This window comes from Pseudoalteromonas sp. BZA4 (assembly GCF_040104395.1).
Taxonomy (GTDB): Bacteria; Pseudomonadota; Gammaproteobacteria; order Enterobacterales; family Alteromonadaceae; genus Pseudoalteromonas.
In genome coordinates, this window is the sequence record NZ_JBECOT010000065.1 from 1 (window position 1) to 20,030 (window position 20,030).

The 20,030-nt window shown below is 37.6% G+C and carries 14 protein-coding genes; 6 read left to right on the top strand and 8 right to left on the bottom strand.

Translation table 11 applies throughout. The annotated features are described in order from the left end of the window. The first annotated feature begins 235 nt into the window (after positions 1–235). Both ABMY41_RS18530 and ABMY41_RS18535 read left to right on the top strand, forming a co-directional pair. On the top strand, positions 236–1,516 hold the full coding sequence (locus ABMY41_RS18530) for a Y-family DNA polymerase (protein ID WP_118845455.1): 1,281 nt from the start codon (positions 236–238) through the stop codon (positions 1,514–1,516). Positions 1,517–1,731: 215 nt separating this feature from the next. Beyond that, the gene (locus tag ABMY41_RS18535) at positions 1,732–2,718 is read left to right on the top strand and encodes a hypothetical protein (protein WP_230237283.1); all 987 of its coding nucleotides are present in this window, start codon (positions 1,732–1,734) and stop codon (positions 2,716–2,718) included. 216 nt (positions 2,719–2,934) lie between these two features. On the opposite strand, the gene ABMY41_RS18540 is transcribed toward ABMY41_RS18535, so the two are convergent. After that, on the bottom strand, positions 2,935–3,393 hold the full coding sequence (locus ABMY41_RS18540; RefSeq protein WP_230237285.1) for a hypothetical protein: 459 nt from the start codon (positions 3,391–3,393) through the stop codon (positions 2,935–2,937). Positions 3,394–3,617: 224 nt separating this feature from the next. Between ABMY41_RS18540 and ABMY41_RS18545 the strand changes: the two genes are divergently transcribed. Together ABMY41_RS18545 and ABMY41_RS18550 are read left to right on the top strand one after the other, a co-directional pair. Next, entirely contained in the window at positions 3,618–4,829 is a 1,212-nt protein-coding gene (locus tag ABMY41_RS18545; RefSeq protein ID WP_036973958.1) for an AAA family ATPase, read from the top strand. Between the two features lie 2 nt (positions 4,830–4,831). Next, positions 4,832–5,920 carry a ParB family protein gene (locus tag ABMY41_RS18550; protein ID WP_235373949.1) on the top strand — a complete coding sequence of 363 codons (1,089 nt, stop codon included), beginning with the start codon at positions 4,832–4,834 and terminating at the stop codon, positions 5,918–5,920. Between the two features lie 49 nt (positions 5,921–5,969). On the opposite strand, the gene ABMY41_RS18555 is transcribed toward ABMY41_RS18550, so the two are convergent. The 5 genes from ABMY41_RS18555 to ABMY41_RS18575 all read right to left on the bottom strand — a co-directional run bounded on the left by ABMY41_RS18555 (position 5,970) and on the right by ABMY41_RS18575 (position 16,081). Continuing rightward, positions 5,970–9,434 carry an ATP-binding protein gene (locus ABMY41_RS18555; RefSeq protein ID WP_253040080.1) on the bottom strand — a complete coding sequence of 1,155 codons (3,465 nt, stop codon included), beginning with the start codon at positions 9,432–9,434 and terminating at the stop codon, positions 5,970–5,972. A gap of 1 nt (position 9,435) precedes the next feature. Next, positions 9,436–11,694: an ATP-binding protein gene (locus ABMY41_RS18560; RefSeq protein ID WP_235378180.1), complete on the bottom strand. Its 2,259-nt coding sequence runs from the start codon at positions 11,692–11,694 to the stop codon at positions 9,436–9,438. Positions 11,695–11,703: 9 nt separating this feature from the next. After that, positions 11,704–12,852 carry an extracellular solute-binding protein gene (locus tag ABMY41_RS18565; protein ID WP_235378188.1) on the bottom strand — a complete coding sequence of 383 codons (1,149 nt, stop codon included), beginning with the start codon at positions 12,850–12,852 and terminating at the stop codon, positions 11,704–11,706. Between the two features lie 203 nt (positions 12,853–13,055). Continuing rightward, complete coding sequence (locus ABMY41_RS18570) at positions 13,056–13,979, bottom strand: diguanylate cyclase (RefSeq protein ID WP_235373945.1); 924 nt, start codon at positions 13,977–13,979, stop codon at positions 13,056–13,058. Further along, positions 13,970–16,081, bottom strand: coding sequence for an EAL domain-containing protein (locus ABMY41_RS18575; RefSeq protein ID WP_253040079.1), 2,112 nt, complete (start codon positions 16,079–16,081; stop codon positions 13,970–13,972). The genes ABMY41_RS18570 and ABMY41_RS18575 overlap by 10 nt, the downstream gene beginning before the upstream one ends. Before the next feature lie 272 nt (positions 16,082–16,353). Between ABMY41_RS18575 and ABMY41_RS18580 the strand changes: the two genes are divergently transcribed. Together ABMY41_RS18580 and ABMY41_RS18585 are read left to right on the top strand one after the other, a co-directional pair. Then, on the top strand, positions 16,354–17,301 hold the full coding sequence (locus ABMY41_RS18580) for an IS30 family transposase (protein WP_199524813.1): 948 nt from the start codon (positions 16,354–16,356) through the stop codon (positions 17,299–17,301). Between the two features lie 71 nt (positions 17,302–17,372). Further along, on the top strand, positions 17,373–17,594 hold the full coding sequence (locus ABMY41_RS18585) for a hypothetical protein (RefSeq protein WP_230237297.1): 222 nt from the start codon (positions 17,373–17,375) through the stop codon (positions 17,592–17,594). A 48-nt stretch (positions 17,595–17,642) separates the two neighbouring features. Here ABMY41_RS18585 and ABMY41_RS18590 read toward each other — a convergent pair whose 3' ends face one another. Together ABMY41_RS18590 and ABMY41_RS18595 are read right to left on the bottom strand one after the other, a co-directional pair. Next, entirely contained in the window at positions 17,643–18,941 is a 1,299-nt protein-coding gene (locus tag ABMY41_RS18590) for a PAS domain-containing methyl-accepting chemotaxis protein (protein ID WP_036973965.1), read from the bottom strand. Positions 18,942–19,462: 521 nt separating this feature from the next. Next, positions 19,463–19,735 (bottom strand): hypothetical protein, encoded by a 273-nt coding sequence (locus ABMY41_RS18595; protein WP_036973967.1) that lies wholly within the window; start codon positions 19,733–19,735, stop codon positions 19,463–19,465. Between the last annotated feature and the right edge of the window lie 295 nt (positions 19,736–20,030).

The window sequence follows — 20,030 nt, forward strand, 5'->3', positions numbered from 1 at the left end:
TTAACGAGGGCTTGATTATAGTGAGACCAGTTTGTGATTTTGCTCATTGTTGTTGCACAGGCTAGTAGGATATAGATGATCTGATCACAGGCTGGCAAGATAGTTCAAACTTTTAGGAAACAACGCCTAAAAACCCCGACTTCGAGCCAATTGAAATTGATATCGATGAAAACAATGACTGGGATACTCATGTAGTCTGGGGCGTTGTCACTGGTTTAATCAAGATATTCTAATTATGTGGGTTCTTTGCGACATCAATGCTGCTTACGTTTCGTTTTGCCAACTCTTTAACCCCCAATACGACTTTGATAAAACCCCTCTTGGCGTTCTTAGTTCTAACCAGGGCAATGTTGTAGCTCGAAATCAAGCTATCAAAGATTTAGGTATCAAAATGGGAGAGCCAGCATTTAAAGTTAAACAACTGGTGGCTGCGCATGGTGGTCACTTGTGGGGGAGTAATTTCACGCTGTTTGGTGATTTGAGTAACCGTTTTCATACCGAGTTAGAGTACTTCCTATTCGATACAATACGATACTCTGTTGATGAATGCTTTGGGCGCATCGATATAAACTTTACAAAAGATATAAAAGACTACGCACACACCATACAGAGGACACTTAAGAGGAACTTAGGTATTAGTTGTGGCTTGGGTATATCTCAGACAATGACACTAGCGAAACTTGGAAGTCACTGCGCCAAAAAGAAAGAGTGGAAAGAACACACCAATGGTGTGGTTGTATTAGATTCACAATACAAAATTGATTGGGCTCTCAAACATACTCCTGTAGAGGATATTTGGGGGGTTGGAAGTAGAACTACTAAAAAGCTAAATAAATTTGGAATCTATACGGGGTATGACCTTAAAAATGCCGACATTAGTTGGATCAAAAAGACGTTCACAGTTGTTCTTGCCCGTACTGTGGAAGAGTTACGAGGAAAATCTGCGGTTGAATTGAAAGATGTAAACGACTCTCGCGATAGAATTTGCGTATCTCAGAGTATGGGAAAACCGGTGATAGAGCTTACGGAGCTTTCTGAAGCTGTTACAGCACATGCAACAAAGGCTGCGTTTAAACTTCGTCGATTTAAATCTTACACATCGGCAATAACAATATTCATCCACACAGATTCATTTAGACAGGCAGAGCCGCAGTATCATAAGTCACAATCAATTAAACTACCCTACCCCACCGCGGATACATCAACACTGGTGTCTTATGCAAGCTTTGCATTAAAAGCTATTTATAAGAAGGGGTTTAAATACAAAAAAGCTGGCGTTATTTTTGAAGAACTTTCATTACACGATGATATGCAACAACTTGAACTGTTATCTGAGACTTTACCACTGAATATTAGCTCAAAAACGTTGGTCATTGATGAGATAAATAGAAAATTTGGACGTAGTGCAATAAAGCTCGCAAGTGAAGGGTTCTCTCAGTCTTGGCGGCCTAAAGATGATTTAGCACCTTTGAGTTATACAACAAAACTTTCAGATTTACCTATTGCGAAAGCATAAAGATTATTTAGAAGAACCCTACCAAGGTATAAACCCCAGAGTAAATAAAATAACCCAACCCAATTGAAAGAATGGTAATGTTAAAAGCCAACATGAATAGCTTAAAATTATGCGATAAATCGGGCATTTCCATGATGCACCTATAGTGTTTTTTAATGTTATTAAATCATGTATAGCAGACTATCTTAAATAATTCCTTAAATAAAGATACAAATATGCACGAAATACCGGTCCCATTTGGTATCAATTACTCAGGCCATTTAATTGCAGCTCAATCGATTCAAGTGGGCGGAACCTATACTTGTCCATATTGTGGTGAAGCGCTTATGTGTGATTTGTCTTCTATGCAAAATAAGATGCTCATCCACCCAAAAACTAACAACTGCATCAGCCTAAGTGATAGTTATAAGAAAGCCAAAAAACTAATTAAAGATGTCATCTTAGAAAACAAAAAGGCTGAGACAACAATACAGATCCATCAAAATTGCTATCAATGCCTCAAAGAAATACAAAGAGATATAAAATATTGTACATTTGAAGGGGTTCAAACTGATTATTACTACCATGACTCAGTATGTGATGTGATTGGGCAATTTAGCCATAAAGGACAGTCAATCTATTTGGGCATCGAAATTGTATCTGAACAAGAGCAAGACTGGAGACCATATAGCATTTCAAATGGTTCGGCATTAAGAAGCTGGATCAAACTTAATGCCTCTGACGTTCTTAAAGATCCATACAATTGGCGACCTCTAAACTCAAAGCTATCACCAAGGCTTTGCCAATCATGCAGCAATACCAGCAAGAAAGGCTCTAAAATAATTGCTGTTGCAGATAAGTTCTCAATTCCTAGAGAGCTGTACACAACTGCTCGCAAATCCCCAGATAAGCCGTTCATAGCCGACATTGAAACTTGCTATAGATGTTCAGAAGTAATCCCCGTGTTTTGGTGGTTAGGGACGCCATTTTGCGAAGATGAACCACCATTTCCGCGCCCTTATACAATTGAGCTGAGATTTTCTAAGCAATACGGCGGTAAGTACTGGGCAAACACTTGCCCTAACTGTAAATCAATACAAGGTGATAACCATCTCCATGTATTTGAAACAGCGCAATTCAAAGATTTACTATCACCTAAAGTTAAAAGCAGGGAGTCTAATGCTATTAGCATGCTCATGGAGCGTACCAAGCTATTCTATTAGTGCGCTAGCTATGGGCGCAGCACTTCACTAATGAAAGGCATTAGTAGGAAGCGTATAGCCGCGTATTCACACACTAAATAAAGCAGCCCTAAAGCCAGGCTAAAGTTAAAGCATAAAATTATGAATATAATCGCGGTGAGTAAGAGGAAAGCTAATAAAATCATAGCTAAGATGTTAGGGTTTTGAATTAGCCAGTATATAAACACTTTCATGGTGTTAACTGCCCAATGCTTCAAAGTCTATCAATTCTCCTGTATATGTATCCTTTACAACCCCATTTTCAACGGTAACGAAGATAACATTATTCAACCCACTCTTCTTAGTAATACGGATAGAAGCATATGACGAAACTAGTTTTCTAACTATATCTTCAAGCGTCTTAACATCACTTAATTTAACGTCATCATGCCCAATTCGTTTTAAAGTAAACATTCGATTACAACTCCTTTGATTGTGATGTGAGTGCCAAGCAGACATGCAAACGATGGCTCTCCCTATCATTGCTATACCAGCCACAAAGCCTATGAACGTCACAAATAGCAATATGAAATCAGTTTTACCTGTCATACAAAACAGATAAGCATAGAAAGCTCCTGCACTAAAAAACATCAAACCCAAACACAGCTCAAATAAATTAAGCCATCGCTCGGCCATTGAGTATTGCTGATTATTCATAGAAAACACCAGATAATTAATAACTGACGACCATCCTATGCTATCCAGTAAATCGCGCTTAACAGCGTGAAAAAATCAAAATTTATAAGAAAAACAGGCTTTTTTAAGAAGAATTTGAGATAATATTTTTTGAGCATTAAAAATTAGCTCATGCATTAATTTTCGCTTTACCATCTAAAAATTAAAGCATACACTATAAAAAAACACATTCAGTAAGGTTCACAATGACTATCTCTAAAGTAGAAGCTACCGATATCTCGTTTGACGAGCTAAAAGAAGGTTCAGAACTGTACATTCAACGCCGTAATAGACGCCTTCTAAATAACCACCGCAAAGAGCTTAGAGTGTTTACTAAAGCTGAAGCAGTGGCGTACTTAGATATTGATGCAAGAACGTTAGATAAGTACTGCAAAGCTCTAAAAATTAACCCAAGAAGACATGAAGAGAGTCAGTGGTTATTGGATATCGAAGAGGTCTACAAAGTACGAGATTCACTTCCTGATGAACTAAAAAAACAATTACCATTTGTTCGCAGTGAAAGCCAAGACCTACAAGTTATAGTTGTTCAAAACCAAAAAGGTGGTGTTGGTAAGACTGTTACTGCAGCTACAGCTGCATCTGGTTTGGCAACTGAGTTTCATCAAAACTATCGTGTAGGCTTAATTGATATGGATGGCCAAGGCACTTTATCAATGTATTATGCCCCTGAATCAGCACAAGAAGGCTGCTTATCTGTTGGTGACTTAATCATGGGGAACTATGAGCTTGATGAAAACGAAACGCTAAAAGAAGCTATCAGTGAAGCGTTCTTGCCGACCACTATTCCTAACTTGCGTATTTTACCAGCTTCACAATCAGATCGAGCAATTGAGGGCTGGTTTCATGAAGCAGTATTCAACCAGCAACTAAGCTCTCCTTACTCGATACTGCACGACATCATTGAACAAGTTAAAGATGAATTCGATATCATTATCATAGATACGCCTCCATCATTAGGCTACGCGACATACAACGCTTACTACGCTGGTACGAGTGTTATTTTCCCATTATCTGTTACTGAAAATGATATTGATGCTACGTGCTCATATTTTAGTTATATCCCGCAAGTATGGACGCTACTAAAAAATGCGAAACACCCGGGTTATGACTTTATGAAAATACTGCTTACAAATCACAAAGAGAGTTCAACCACTACTGATTTACAGAACAACCTTTATGATAGTTTTTCAACTTACCTTTACTCAACAGAGTTCAACAATAGTGAAGCTGTGAGACAAGCTTCATCATTACTATCAACCGTATTTGATATGTCTAAAAGTGAATACCCTAAAACCAAGATGACTTTCCAGAATGCACAACAAAATGGATATGAAGTTACCAGCCAACTACACCGTGATATTCAAAAAGTGTGGCGCGAACAAGAGAAGGAGCAATAAAAATGGCTAAAAAAAGAGGTACGGTCTCTCCACTCGGCAACACTGCAGGCTCAGAAGAAGCTATTGCAGATAGCAATAAGAACCAACTTGAGAGTTTGGCCAAGCGCTTGAGAATTGAAGCTGAAAAGAGTGAAACACCACTTGATGAAGTGCTCTCTAAGCATCTGGGAGTAGTCAGCGTAGGTCAAAGTAAAGTCTGGACATTAAAGTCAGGCCAAGAAGCCACATTCACACCGGTTACGTTGTCATATGAGCAGCTTAAATCAAATACAGTCGTCACTTTTGAAATCAATGGGCGCGAACAATCACTATTAACAGAAGAGTCGCTTCAAGACTTATCAACATTAGATAATCAACAGTTCTACCCAGCAATTGGTCGACGTCTGCCGGATAATAAGATTGACGTTCTTGATGGTTCACGCCGTCGCGCCTATGTACTTGAGAAAAGCGGTGCTATAGAAACTTTCTCAATGCTAGTTACTGATGACGAAATCAGTCTAAACGATGCAAAGGCTCTCGCTACATCACTACAGTCATTTAAAGAGCACAGCTTACGTGAAATTGGATTACGCTTAGAGCGAGACAAAGAGGCGTACTTAGCTGAACATGGCAAGAAGTTGAACCAGGCTGAGTTAGCGGAACGTCATGGCTTAAGTCAATCAAAGGTAAGTAAAGCACTACAGGCCGCAACAATCGATAGTGATTTAATTTCTGTTTTTCCAGATATTTCATTGCTCAACCACAGTGACTATAAAGCGCTATTGGCAACACAGGCTTTATTAGGTGATCAACTAAGTGATTTCACTGAAGAGCTAAAAAGTAAAGTTAATGAGCTAAAAGTTAGTGGTGGCTTTATCAAAGAAGACCTTAAAGACAAACTCAGCAAACTAATAGCGGATGAATCTAAGTCCTTCAAGCCAACTACAGATAAACCAGTTGTGACCACATTATTCAAATTTGAAAATAAAGATCAGTTTGCTCGCAAAAAAGTGAAAGGAAGAAACTTTTCTTATGAATTCGGTCGAGTTCCGAAGGATATTCAAGAGAAGCTAGATGAGGCAATCTCCGTCATTCTCAAAGAAAACATTTAATAAACACACAATACAGGTGAGCTAATAAAACTCACCTGTTGATACTCTATCACACATCTCTCCTTGCCATATCTTCTACTAACTTAGGTATCAATTGTTCAATTGAGTCTAGTTGAGTGCCTATATCTAAATTACCTTTCTCAGCTACCACCTCAATATCAGAAAATATTTCTCTTAGTTTGTTAGCACTAATTTCACCACACATCCCTTTTAACGCATGCGCTATTTGACGGACCTCTTCACTATTCCCTTGTTTGTGTTGCTCTATTAGTTCCTGCACTTTAATAGGTGCTTTTACAACAAACACTTCACAAATTTTGTTTAGTAAGACTTCTTTATTTAATAATCGTGCAAGGGCTTGTTCGCGGTCCCAGAGCTTTTCTTCTTCGAGTTCATTAGCAGCAAGAGGCATTGCTTTAGATTGTCCCTCGTAGCTTGATAACGACCATTTGACGACCTTTTCTAATACTTTAACTGCCTCAATTGGCTTACTCACATAATCACTCATCCCCACAGCTAAGCATTTTTCCTTTTCACCAGCCATAGCGCTTGCGGTCATTGCAATGATAGGAATATCAATAAACGAATCTCCTGCTTTTCCTGTGCGTATTTTTTCACATACTTGATAACCATCTAAAATTGGCATTTGGCAATCCATCAGTATGCAGTTTATTTGCTTCTCATTTGTGTTGAAGTGATTTAAAAGTTCAAGTGCATCTTGTCCATTACTTGCTGTTAAAATATTTATAGGCAGCTCATCTAATGCGCCTTTAGCAACTTCAATGTTGATTTCGTTATCATCGACAATCAATACCGTACAATCTTTTAATTGCTCAATGACATCATCTGAAAGTTCAAAGCCGCTGGTTTCAGAAAGTAGATATAATGGCTCACTTTTTGGCACTTCGTAGCCAGCTACTTGCACCAGCTCTGTTTGGGTTATAGGTTTAGTGATTTGAGATACTTTTGATGCAATACCTTTAGGGAGTGGATTTCCTGGTTGATGAAACGTTATAAATTGAGCACTTTTGTTATTTTCGCTTAAAACTTCAATGATTGAACCTATGTTATTAGTAGTATCATCTTCATAGTCTAAGAACACGTAGTCAAAAGCTTTGCTTTTATGTGCACCAAGTTCCGCCATAGAGCATGTGCTGACAATACCTCCCTGTAAACTGATTGCCTTATCTAAAACTTCCCAAATATTCTGATTACTGCTCGCCACCAAAATTGCTTTATTCTCGTAACATTTTTCAGGAACCTGAATGCTTTCTGCATTGCAGCGAACTTTAATATTGAAGGTGAAAACACTGCCTTGGTTTAACGTTGAACTTACAGAAATGTCTCCATCCATTAATTGGCATAATTGTTTACAAATAGACAAGCCAAGTCCAGACCCCCCAAACTTTTCTGATATTGCAGTACTTGCCTGCTGAAATGCATCAAATAATTGTCCTTGTGTACTAGGCGCGATCCCTATTCCCGTATCTTGGACCTTCACTTTTAAATTATGTGTACCTTCTGATATGCGCTCAGAACTAACAATGACTTTGATATAGCCTTTGTCAGTAAATTTTATCGCATTACTGATTAAGTTATTTAAAATTTGGGTGAGTCTGAGCGGATCTGTTTTAACATTCTCACAGTTTAAGTCACTGGTATCTAAATATACATTTAATCCTTTATCAAAGGCTCGAATAGCACTCGATTCAACTAATCTTTCAATTAGCAGTTGTAAATTGATTGTTTTAAGATTTAGATCCAGTTTACCTGCTTCGATCTTTGATAAATCAAGTATGTCATTAATTAATAGATTTAAATTTGACGCACTTAGATCCATCATTTCAACAAGGTTTCGTGATTTATCAGACAACTCTTCTCGTTTTAAAATATTTAAAGTACCAATGACTCCATTAAGCGGAGTACGAAGCTCATGGCTTATATTCGATATGAAAGCACTTTTTATATCGCTATGCTTGATAGCATCATCTTTGGCCTCAGCAAGCGCTTGAGTACGCTTTCTAACTTTCGCTTCAAGCTCTGTATTTAATCGTTTTACTTTTATCTCTGCATCTTTTTCTTTTGTTATATCTCTAATAATTAAAGCAAGCCCTATTAAGGTATTGTGTTCAGAAAAAACAGGGCTAACAGATATAGCGTAATGAAGCGTTGTTTCGCCAAACTGTTCAGATAATTCATCTTTAATTTGTGATTTAGAGCTTTTAATATCAGTTACGTAGGTGTGGATTGGTAATTTTGAGAGAAACTCAACATCTTTGGCTAGCTTCCCTAATGCTGTCACTTTAGAAATTGATAACAAACGCTCCGCCGTATTATTTACACTTGTTAACTCACCATCTAAATTTAACCCAACGATTGCATCGATAGACCCATCAACTATTGCAGAGGCTTCTCTGCGAGCTTCTGCTAATAACTGACTTCTTGTCGCATTTCGATAAAACATGATTAATAACACAGAGGTTAAAGCTATGACTGCAACTAAAAAACTGTATGTAATGATACGCTTCTTATTAATCAATGCTTCTATATGTTTATCAGGAACTAGAAGACTAAAGTTTATATACCCATACTTATTACCTGGTCTTGTTTGTACCTTTTCCGAATGAACATAAAACTGTAATTCAGGGTTAAGTTTTGGTTCTACCGTATACAATCCCTGATATTGTATTTTCTGCTTGTAAAGTTTATCCCACGTTATGTCAGGATTTAAGTCTCGTGAAAATTGATATTCTTCAATAGGATGGTAGACAAAGTCACCTTCAGAGCTACTAATGATTAACTCCGAGTAATCGAAAACTGTATGTTTAAGATTATTAATGAGTGCATTCGCATTTACATTCATAATTAAAAATGCATACCGCTTTCCTTTATCACTAAAAATGGGAATAGAAAAACGTAACATTGGCTGGTAGGGAAAAACCACTTCACCAAATTCTTTATTTAATGTAAGTGGCGACATGTAAATTTGATTCGTTTCAAGCTGAGAGCTTGGTAAAAAGTATGGCTCACCGCTTTTAGCTTGCAATGAGTAATCAGGTACAGCCTCTACAGATACACCTACCCTTTGCACGCGTATTAACTCTTTACCCTCGGCTGTAACAGCGACAATACGAAGTTGCTCAACTGCAAGGTTATTTTCCATAAAGCCAATAAATATGGTTTCTAGACGCTCTTTCCATTGGTTGTATGTAGTACCATCGTATGGATCAATTCCATCATTAAATTCAGCTCTTGGTAATCCCGATATAGGGGGGGTTGAGTATAAAAAGCGGAGATCTGATTTTGACTCAGCAATTGAACTAGTTACTATTTCTTTTAAGCGCTCTTGTGTCTCAGTAAACTCTTGATCAATTGACCCTAAAACATCACTTTTAACGTGTCCTTCAAAAAAATAAACTGCAAATAAGGCAAAAATAAAAAACACAAAGGAAACTATTGTTAAAAATACCTTCGAACCAACTAAACTTGCACCACCTTTATTATAAATATCCATACTATGTCCGCTTAATATTTGTTCTACACCACTTTAGCAAGATAGACCTCAAAGCGTCATACTCGAGTGGCTTTGCGATATAATCATCCATTCCGGCATCAAAACAGCGCTGCTTATCTGCACTTAATACATTAGCAGTTAAAGCAATAATTGGTGTATGTTTGAAAGCAGAAAACTCTCTAATTTTTACAGTGGCTTGCGGACCATCTAATACTGGCATTTGCATATCCATAAAGATAATATCAAATACACCTAGTTCACATTGTTCAACAGCTTCCTGACCATTGTTTGCCATATTTATAGAGGTAATATTAAATTCATTGAGCATCGCTTCAATCACTATCTGATTAATGTCATTATCTTCGACAACAAGCGCATTAATATTCGATAAATCTATATCTTCTTTAGGTGTAGTTAATGAAGCATCTTTATGATCTAAGTCCATTGAAGATAGTGTGCGCTTTGCTAACAGAGAAAAATAAAAATGAGATCCTTCTCCTAGTGCACTTTCGACTTGTAGAGGTGCTTCCATCAAATCTAATAATTTATTTGATATAGTGAGGCCCAACCCTGTACCACCAAAACGTCTTGTAATAGACGTATCTGCCTGAGAAAATGCTTCAAATAGTGTATTCAAGTGTTCACTTGCAATCCCGATCCCTGTGTCTGATACATTAAACGTAAGCTTTACTTCATCAAACCCAATCTCTTGTATGTTTACAGTTAACGAAACGCTTCCTCTCTCTGTGAACTTAACAGCGTTACCCAGTAAATTTATCAATACCTGCTTTAAGCGCGTTTCATCGGCCAAAAAAGTCAGTTTTTCAACTTCCGGAGTTGTAGAGATATAAAGCTGAATATTCTTACTAGCTGCTTGCTCCTGAAATAGGTGTTTTAGCTCCTCTAAAAGATAGCTTAAATCTACTGGTTCAGACTCAAGTTCAATTTTTGAAGCCTCAATTTTACTCAAATCAAGAATGTCGTTAATAATCACTAATAAGCTAGCACCTGAAGACTGTATGAGGTGTAGCATTTTGCTTTGTTCTTGTGTGAGTGTCGTGCGGCTCATCTGGCGAGCCATGCCTAAAATACCATTCATCGGTGTTCTAATTTCATGGCTCATATTTGCTAAAAACTCTGACTTAACTTTTGTTGTATGCTCAGCACTTTGCTTCGCTTCAGATAGGTCTTTACTTAGCTCTCTAAACTTATTAGCTGCCTTGGCTAAAATACCAATTTCGTCTTTTCTTTTTAAATCATAAATTTGTGCTTCCAAATCTCCGTCTAAGAAATGTGTGAAGCTATTTGTTAAGCGTTTAATCGCACGTATAATTTGCAAGTGAAAGAATGCTGATAGAGAGACAATGTAAATAACAACTATCAAAGCAAGTACATTTAAAATGCTTTCTGTCATTGAAACCGTCTTTTGAGCATCCCGTTTTATTTGTTTTAGCTGAGTTAATGAATCTTCCCTTAAGCTATTCGCAAGCGTACTAAATTCAATTGCATCTCCAGCCATTACTACATTTACTAAGCTTAAATAGTTTCGATTAGCCTGAACACTTTTTGAAAAAGTATTTCGATAGCTATTAGACAAATCGATCATATTTTTAAATTTAGATTTATCTGCAACGTTTTTAGATAGCGAGTTCAGTATTTTTTCAACTTCAGCTCTTTTGACATAATCTTTTTTTGTTAAAAATTGATAAGCATCACGATGTAGCATATGCCATAGATTAAGGTACTCTGTAACAAACAACTTCTCATTTGTATCAGTAGCCTTCGCTTTTAAATTTTCAAGAAGTGAAATTGCATTTAAATAAATTTGCGGTAATTCTTTTTCAATTAAGTCATTCCGTTGTGTAAAACGAAGTGTCAGTACTTTTAAATTAGCGCCATAACGATTTACAAGCTCCGTCATACCATCAAGATGAATTTGAATACTTTCTGCGCCTTTTACTACATTAATTTCAGCTAATCGCTTTTCAATACTGTCATAATTTTCCATGATTTTTTTAAAAACGGGGGCACTACCTGACGCACCATAAACTGAGATATCCCTTTGCATCTCAACAATATCTTTATTAATTTTTAAAATATCTACAGCATAATTGCTAATCTTACCGATGTTATTGAAAGAGTCCTCAATCGTTTTAAGCCTTTGATTCATAATCAAATAACTCGCGCTCATAGCGACTAAGACAAGCACCATTGCTAGCGACATTTTGACAGCAAGAGATTTTGAAAAAAAACTTAACAATTTATTTCCTTATGCGTTAAGTAGTTCATACCACTTATCTAAACTGTAATCATAATTTGGCATCACAGTATTCCAAACCGCAATATTCGAAAACCGTTTAATATAACTGCCACCATCCCTTATTTCGCCTGCTTTAATAGATACTTTTCCGTCTGTTCCCTTCAAGTCAGTTGACGCTTCTTGTCCTTCATACCAATAGTTCCACTCAGGTTTAGACATAAGCGGTTGGCTACGACTAGGGTTAGAAATGTAATATCCTTGCCTTGCTATAAATGCACCTGGGTAGCCAGATAACCACCAGTTCATATACTCATACGCAGCATCTTTAACATGCCCATGGGTATTTTTTGATAAACACATAACTCCATGCCATGCTCTGTAACCTTCTTTTGGCGATGCATAAGTTACTGGAATGCCTTGCCCATTTAGCGCACTGACACCTGGTGAGAACATACTTTGGATATTTACTCTTTTTGTTTTCATAAAATCAACAGATTGCGGTACTGACGTCCAAAAACCTGAAAAATGACCTTGCCGTTTCTTTTCAAATAAAATGGCAAATAATTGGTCAATCTCGGCAATAGTCATGTTGCCGAAATCATTAAATTTCATTAATCCTTTAGCTTGAGCAGCTAGAGCAGCGTCAAAAATGCCTATTGTTGGTGCATTCACTAATGCTACTTTCCCTCTATTCTTTTCATCTAATAACCATGCCCAAGATTCTGTTTCGTAGGGAATACCTTTTTCAATAACATTCGTGTTATAGCCAAATGAATCGACATTATGTACATAAGGCATGAAGCTAATTAATTTGGATGGTGTTTCTCCTAACGAACCATCCGGCTGTGCGTAAAGAAGCTTATTTGGTGAATCGCCTGCGCCTAACTTTGCATCTGGTACAATTTTGCCAGTCTTGGTAAGTGGGTTTATTTCATCCCAATAAACGAGTCTATCAACCTCGATTGGCTGAATTGCATCTGCTTGCCACAAAATATTAATAGAGTCAGACCATTGCTCAAACAAATCAAAAGAACTAGGGTCTGCTGCTGCTTTTTGTAAAACGGCGGCACTCCCCATAGGCGTAAACTCGATGTTTATACCTAGCTCGCGTATTGCTCTCTGTCTAAGCTCTTCTTGCAACGTAACATGTGTTCCCATTACACGAAGGGTTACTTTGTTCTTTGCAAAAACATAAGGGGCTTTAAACGCAAGTGTTGATGCCGCAGCACCAACACCGAGTGTTTTTAGAAAGTCTCGACGCTTTTGGGAATGTTCCATTGTATTTCTTGGTAAGTTAACAATCTCCAAAGTATAGGCTATGTTTCTGAGGTTTCTACAAAAAGCAGTAAGAAAAGTCTAAATCAATCACAAAAACTAAGCCTAAAACAGTTTCGCCCATCACTTTTAGCCGCATAAAGCGCTTTATCTGCGCAATTAATCAACTCGCCTAAGCTCACCTTATTTTGGTGCTCATAGATAACCCCACCGATACTAACTGTAGCGCGGCCCCATAAAGACTTAACATGTGGGATATTAATTGCCTCAAGCTCTGCTGAAATACGATCACATATGAATTTAACGCCGTCGAAGTCAGTGAATGGCAGTATGACAAGAAACTCCTCGCCACCATATCGTATTGCTATATCTTGAGGTCTTTGAATAGATCGCTCAATAACATCAGCAATTATTTTTAGGCAAGCATCTCCTTGCGGATGCCCGTATTGATCGTTGTATAATTTAAAGTAGTCGATATCCAGCATTAGCAAGCTGAACGGTTTCCTCTCTCTTGAAGTCTGTTTAAAAACGTTTGCAACTTCTAAATCCAAATAGTGACGGTTAAATAAGCCTGTCAACGAATCTTTATAAGTAAGCTGTAATAGTTTTTCTAATCGAAGCTTATTCTCTAAGTGATTTTTTGTACGATGTATCAACGTGGATGCTGTGATGGGTTTACCAATAAAATCGCTAGCTCCGGCTTCCCAGCATGCATTTTGACACCCTGTATCGTAATTCGAAGTGATGAAAATTATTGGGATATTTTCGAATGTAGCTTTAGCCTTAAGTCGCCTACATATATCCAGACCACTTATATCCGGTAAATTAATATCTAGTAAAATCAAATCTGGAAGTAAATCCTCACATGCTTCTAAAACAGCCTGACCAGAAGAGTATGCATCCACGAAAAAATGATCTTCTAAAATAACACCTAGACTTAACCTGGCCATCTCATCATCATCAACAATGAATACTTTACACTGTGATAATGGCTTTAGACTTAAGAGCATAATATTCCTTCAGCTTTACTGGTTTGAATTAGTTTATCAGCGTTGTCGAAGTTCAATGGCTTACTAAGTAAATAACCTTGGCCTATTTGACAGCCAAGTTCTTGCAGTCTGTCTTTTTGCTCAGAAGTTTCTATCCCTTCAGCCACAATTTGGAGTTTTAAAGAGTGAGCCAGTTCAATTATAGCAGTAACAATATTAAATGCTTGAGCATCAACAAGCATATCACGCACAAAAGACCGATCTATTTTTAGCACATCCAATGGGAACATCCTTAAATATGAAAGGCTGGAATACCCAGTTCCAAAGTCGTCAAGAGCAATACTGACCCCCATACCAGAGATAAGCTTTAATTGACTTACAGTATAATCAAAATTTTCAATCAAGGCCGACTCTGTCACTTCTAACTCTAAATAACGACTTGGTAATTGGGTTCTTTCAAGAATTTCGGCGACAGTGTCTACAAGTTTAGTATCTGTGAATTGTTTAGCAGATATATTTACTGCTACTTTAATAGGCAGACCTTTATCAAGCCAAGTTTTCGCTGCAATACAGCTCTTTTCAAGAACTTGTTCTCCTAAGCGAAAAATAAGCCCCGTTTCTTCTGCATACTCAATAAAGTGAACAGGAGAAATAAAGCCACCTTGCCCATCTTTTAAACGAACCAAGCTTTCTACACCAATCAGTGTGTCAGTGTTTAAATCATATTTAGGCTGATAGTGAACATCGAGGTCATTCGCATCGAGCGCTTTTCTTAACTTATTTCCAACCTCAAGACGCCTATTCATTTCAACTTGTAAATCATCACTAAAGTAGAAATAACTATTAGCAGATTCTTTTTTTGCTTTATACATTGCTGAGTCTGCATGACGAAGCATTTCTTCAACACTTGATGCATCATCAGGGTACACACTTATGCCTAAACTTGCTGAAAGAACATGCTGCTCACCACCTGACCTGAAAGGCTTACCAATAACATTAAGAACCTGATTAACCAGAGGCTCTAAACTTAAAGAATTAGCCGAGTGAGGAACAACGAGTGCAAATTCATCTCCCCCAACACGTGCGACTGTGATATCGTTACATGCGAATCGATCCAAGCTGTGACCAATATGTGCAATTATCTCATCACCAACGTGATGACCTAAAGCATCATTAATAAACTTGAACTTATCTAAATCAAGTAACATTAAACTTAACTTAGTATCATTGAAATCTGCTCGGGCGATACCTTGCGTGAGCCTATCGTGAAGTAATACTCTATTTGGTAGTGATGTTAATTGGTCATGATGAGATAGATATGTCATCTGCATCGACATAGCTAAAGCTTCGCTTACATCTTGAAACACCATAACAGCACCACATTGATTATGGTTTTTATCAAGAATTGGAGCGGCACTGTCTTCGACTCGATGCTCTATGCCTTGCTTACTGATCAATTGCGTATTTAAAGCCATAGCGACAGGTCTATTTTCTTTTAATGCAACAGATAGAGGGTTAATCGACGGTTTTTTAGTTGTCGCATCGCATAACTTCATGACTTCTTCAATATGGCGACCTTTCGCCGCAGTTTGTGACCACCCTGTTAGTCTTTGTGCTACAGGGTTCATGTACACAATATTTGCGTTTTTATCCGTAGAAATAACTGCATCCGCAATCGAATCTATCGTAATTCTCAACTGCTCTTTTTCAGCAAATAGTTCTTCTTGTGTTAGCTGTAATACTTTTTCTTGCGTTTTGATTTTTATATGATTTTCAATACGAATTCGACAGAGTCTGAGGTTTAGCGGTTTAGAAATAAAGTCTATCGCGCCTAAAGATAAGGCTTTTTCTTCAATCGCAGGATCGCTGTGAGACGTAATAACAACAGTTCTAATATGTGCCAGAGTTGGCTTTTGCTGTATCACTTCTAAAATGTCAAAACCACTTACTGTAGGCATTTCTAAATCAAGGATTAAAATGTCTGGTTTAGTTTTTTCAATCAGCTGTAATGCTTCAGAGCTGTTATTAGAAGTTGAAATATTTCCGACTCCGTCTAAAGCATGTTCTAACTGTAAGGTATTAATCTCTTCATCATCTATGATAAGAACACTGCAATTGTCCATTAAGGGTCCCCTCAATACTTTGTACCTACTAACAATAACGCTAAAACACCAAATTTGCGACACACTTTTTTATTAGTCTTAAAATATTATTTTTTGAATATTAAACTGGTGCTTTTGGAATTATTAGCTAGTTTTTACTTAATGTGTAAGTAATACATATTAACTATGCCCGAATTCAGATAATAAGTGCACCACTCATGGTTAAACGGTGAGAAGAGATCAACTGCCTGTTGGTGGTACTCTGTAATCGCCAAAAAACAAGAGTAGATACCATGAGTTACAAGCAGTTGATCGAAGGGCAAAGATACCAGATTGAGGCCTACTTACGCGAGGGTTTTAGCTATCGAGAGATAGGGAAAAGGCTAAAAGTGAGCCACAGCACTATAAGTCGTGAAGTTAGGCGCAATAGTACTCGAAGTCATTACTTGCCTGAGGTTGCACATTCAAAGGCATGTAAACGAAAACGTCTAGCTGCCAAGTATTCCATGCCAGCACTTACAATTGCGTTCGTTGAGTTTGGATTGGAGCAAAAATGGAGCCCTGAGCAGGTTGCGGGTGTAAGCAAAATTATCGGGCATCCTGTGAGTCATGAATGGATTTATGGCTATATTCAAAAAGATAAATTGAGTGGTGGCAAGCTATACAAACATCTGCGACAAGGGCACAGACGTTATCGTAAAGGCAGCCGAAGCAAACGTGTCATCATCCCAAATCGTGTTGGCATTGAACATAGACCTGCGATTGTTGACACTAAGACACGGTTTGGTGATTGGGAAGCGGATACAGTACTTGGCAAGCATGGTACGGGAGCAATCGTTAGTTTAGTCGAGCGTACAAGTAAGTTTTACCTGATACGCAAAGTGCCAGCAAAAAGTGCAGCGCAAGTGAGCAGAGCAATGATAGGTATGCTGTGGCGCTATCGACGCCATGTTCATACGATAACCGCAGACAACGGGAGTGAGTTTTGTGAACATGAGCATGTTTCAGACAAGCTAAAAACCGACATCTACTTTGCTAACCCCTACTCATCATGGGAAAGAGGGTTAAATGAGAACTTTAATGGCTTGTTGCGTCAATATATTCGCAAAGGCACTGATTTACGAACGGTGACAGATAAGCAAATTGCGCACATAGAAAAGGCGCTCAATGCGAGGCCGAGAAAATGTCTAGGGTTTAGGCAACCAGCGGTAATATTCGATGAATTACGCAAAGCAGCCTAATTTAGCGAGTGGTGCACTTCGGACTTGAATTCGCGTGTAATAAAACAAAATGGATAATTTAAGGAGAAATTTTGGAACACTATTACATTAACGATAACGCCCAAAACACAGGTGAACATGAGGTACATACAGAGTCATGCCCGTACTTCAACTTGATAACAGACCGCACTTATTTAGGTTTCTTTCATAGTTGCAAAGATGCAGTAGAGAAAGCAAATATTCAAATGTCGACGGGTGTAAGCATTGTTGCTCGCTTTGCCATACTCGATAGAGAAATTTATAACAGAGACTGACTTGTTTTAGTCGTAGTATTCAGTCTCTTTCAAATTGTGATAGCTAAATTAAAGGTTTGTTTTAAATTGGCCTACAGCCTCAACGACTTCTTTTGCGCCTTTTTGAATATCATCGATAATATTACCTGCACTATTAGATAAATCCAAAGCTTCTTTGGCTTCTACTAAACTAGCTTCAATTTGAGTAACAGCGTCCTGTGTTAGTAGTTTGTTTTCAGCAACTACACTAATTATCTGCTCTGTAGCTAAGCTCGTTCTTGATGCTAATTGTCTTACTTCGTCTGCAACAACTGAGAAACCACGTCCTTGTTCTCCGGCTCTTGCTGCCTCAATTGCAGCATTAAGTGCTAATAAGTTAGTTTGATCTGCTATTCCTTTAATACTTTCAACCAACTGAGAGACTTTTGCTGATTGTACATCAAGTTTATTAATGCCTTCGCTCGCAGTTTCAAGTTTCTTAGAAAGCGCATTCATAGTTGAGATGGCTTGCTTTACAACACCTAAACCATTTTCTGCATCAGAGTCTGTTTGTTTTGAGATATCATAGGCAATGCCAGCTGTTTCTGAAATAGCTTGCTCTCTTCTCATTTGTTCTGTAATGACAGTCGCGAACTTAGCAACTTTATATAAATCTCCATTTTCGTCATGGATAGGGTTATAAGAAGCTTCAAGCCATACTTCATTGCCGTAACTATCTATTCTTTTAAAACGATCAGAGATGAAGCGACCACACTTTAACTCTGACCAAAACTCTCTATAAGAATTTGAATTTGCCTCTTCTGGAGTGCAAAAGATACTATGGTGCTTACCTAGTACTTGGCTTTTAGAGTACCCCATTGCATTTAAAAAATTATCGTTAGCACTCAGAATTATTCCATCTAGTGTAAACTCGATTACAGCTGATGAACGACTAAGAGCAGCAAGCATATCTTCTTTGTCTCTCGAATGAGAGATAGTGCGAGTGAGTTCAGATGAAAAAACAGCTATATCATCATTTACAGGTTGAACAATACTTCTAAGCCACAACTCTCTGTCAGTTTTCGTTTTTAACTGTAAAGCACCATGCCAATGGTTAGTTTTCTTAAGTGCAGACAAGAATTTTTGTGTATGAGGTTTATTTAATGACTTTTTTAAGATCAAGCTTTCAATGCTTGCTCCTTTTAGATCCTCAACTTCAGTTTCGATTGCTGCAGCAAAACGATGATTTGCTTCTAAGATGTGCCCACTTTTACTTAATAAAAAATACAGCATCTCTTCTTTCAGTTCCTGCTTAATATTTTCATACTCAGCAGTTTGCTCTTTTAGATAAGCTATCTCAGATAACAATTTTTTATTTGTAAACCACATTAGGTAGCTTCCCTTTTTAGAGTTAACTCAAAATTTGAGTATTAAGAACCAATAGTTTAGAAATAAAATACTAGAAATCACAATAAACGCTAGTCAAATTTAACATTTTATTTTTATGTTCAATTAACATTCTAAATAAAAAGACGCTATTACTGTAAAACCAACAAAAACCTACATAACATTGCAAGCTAATCTCAATTTAACATAACAATAAATTATGTAGCTTATTCTATAAGGATAATTAGTCGCCGATTGGAATTTTCGGTCTTTCAAAAATTAATGCCTTTTTCTGTAATTGCGACAAAGAAACTTTTCTATCCCCAACGCCAAGTAGCTTAACCGACTCCCCCCAATTTGCTGTACAATACTTAACATCATTCTTGATAATCGCTAACCAACTTGAAGCTCTACGGGTACTTACATCAAAGTGCTTAGCAAGTTTTTTACTGTGAAGTATTCTCCATTTTCAAGCATATATTCGGCTGCATCATTTACTGATAACATAAGGCCCTCCAAATAGTTCATTCATTTGCAAGCATAGGTGGTCTGGCAAACAGCAAAGCTTGTTTTTGTAAACTTCTCATGCTGGATTTTCTGCCATATATAGCAACCACTTTTACTTTGCTATTCGGGACACCAGTATCAACCGTCTTATACTTATTGGTTGTACGGATGTTATATAGAAGTGCACTCGCTTTATTTGCTGAAATAGAAAGTGCTTTCCCGAGAGATTGGGCTGTATAAAACTCACCTGTCTCTAACATTAATTCAGCTGCTTTTTCTGTCGATGCCATTGTGAACTACTCGCGCCTAAAGGCATCGAGCTTCCAAGATAATAGCCTAAGCTACTAACCTTTCTTTTTTGACGCTTCGTTGGACACCGCTAGTCGAGCTTTTGACTCGGCTAGTCTTACGATTGCCTCCACGTCCACTATCTGCTTGAGTTATTAGAACTCCATCGCCAGACAACACCGTTCCAGTGTCTAATATTAGGTTAATTGCCCGTTTCTTTATGACCTTTGATGCGTTGTTATCTGCATTGTCAGTATTGCCACAGTTACCGCACACAAATAGCTCTTGTGATTTACG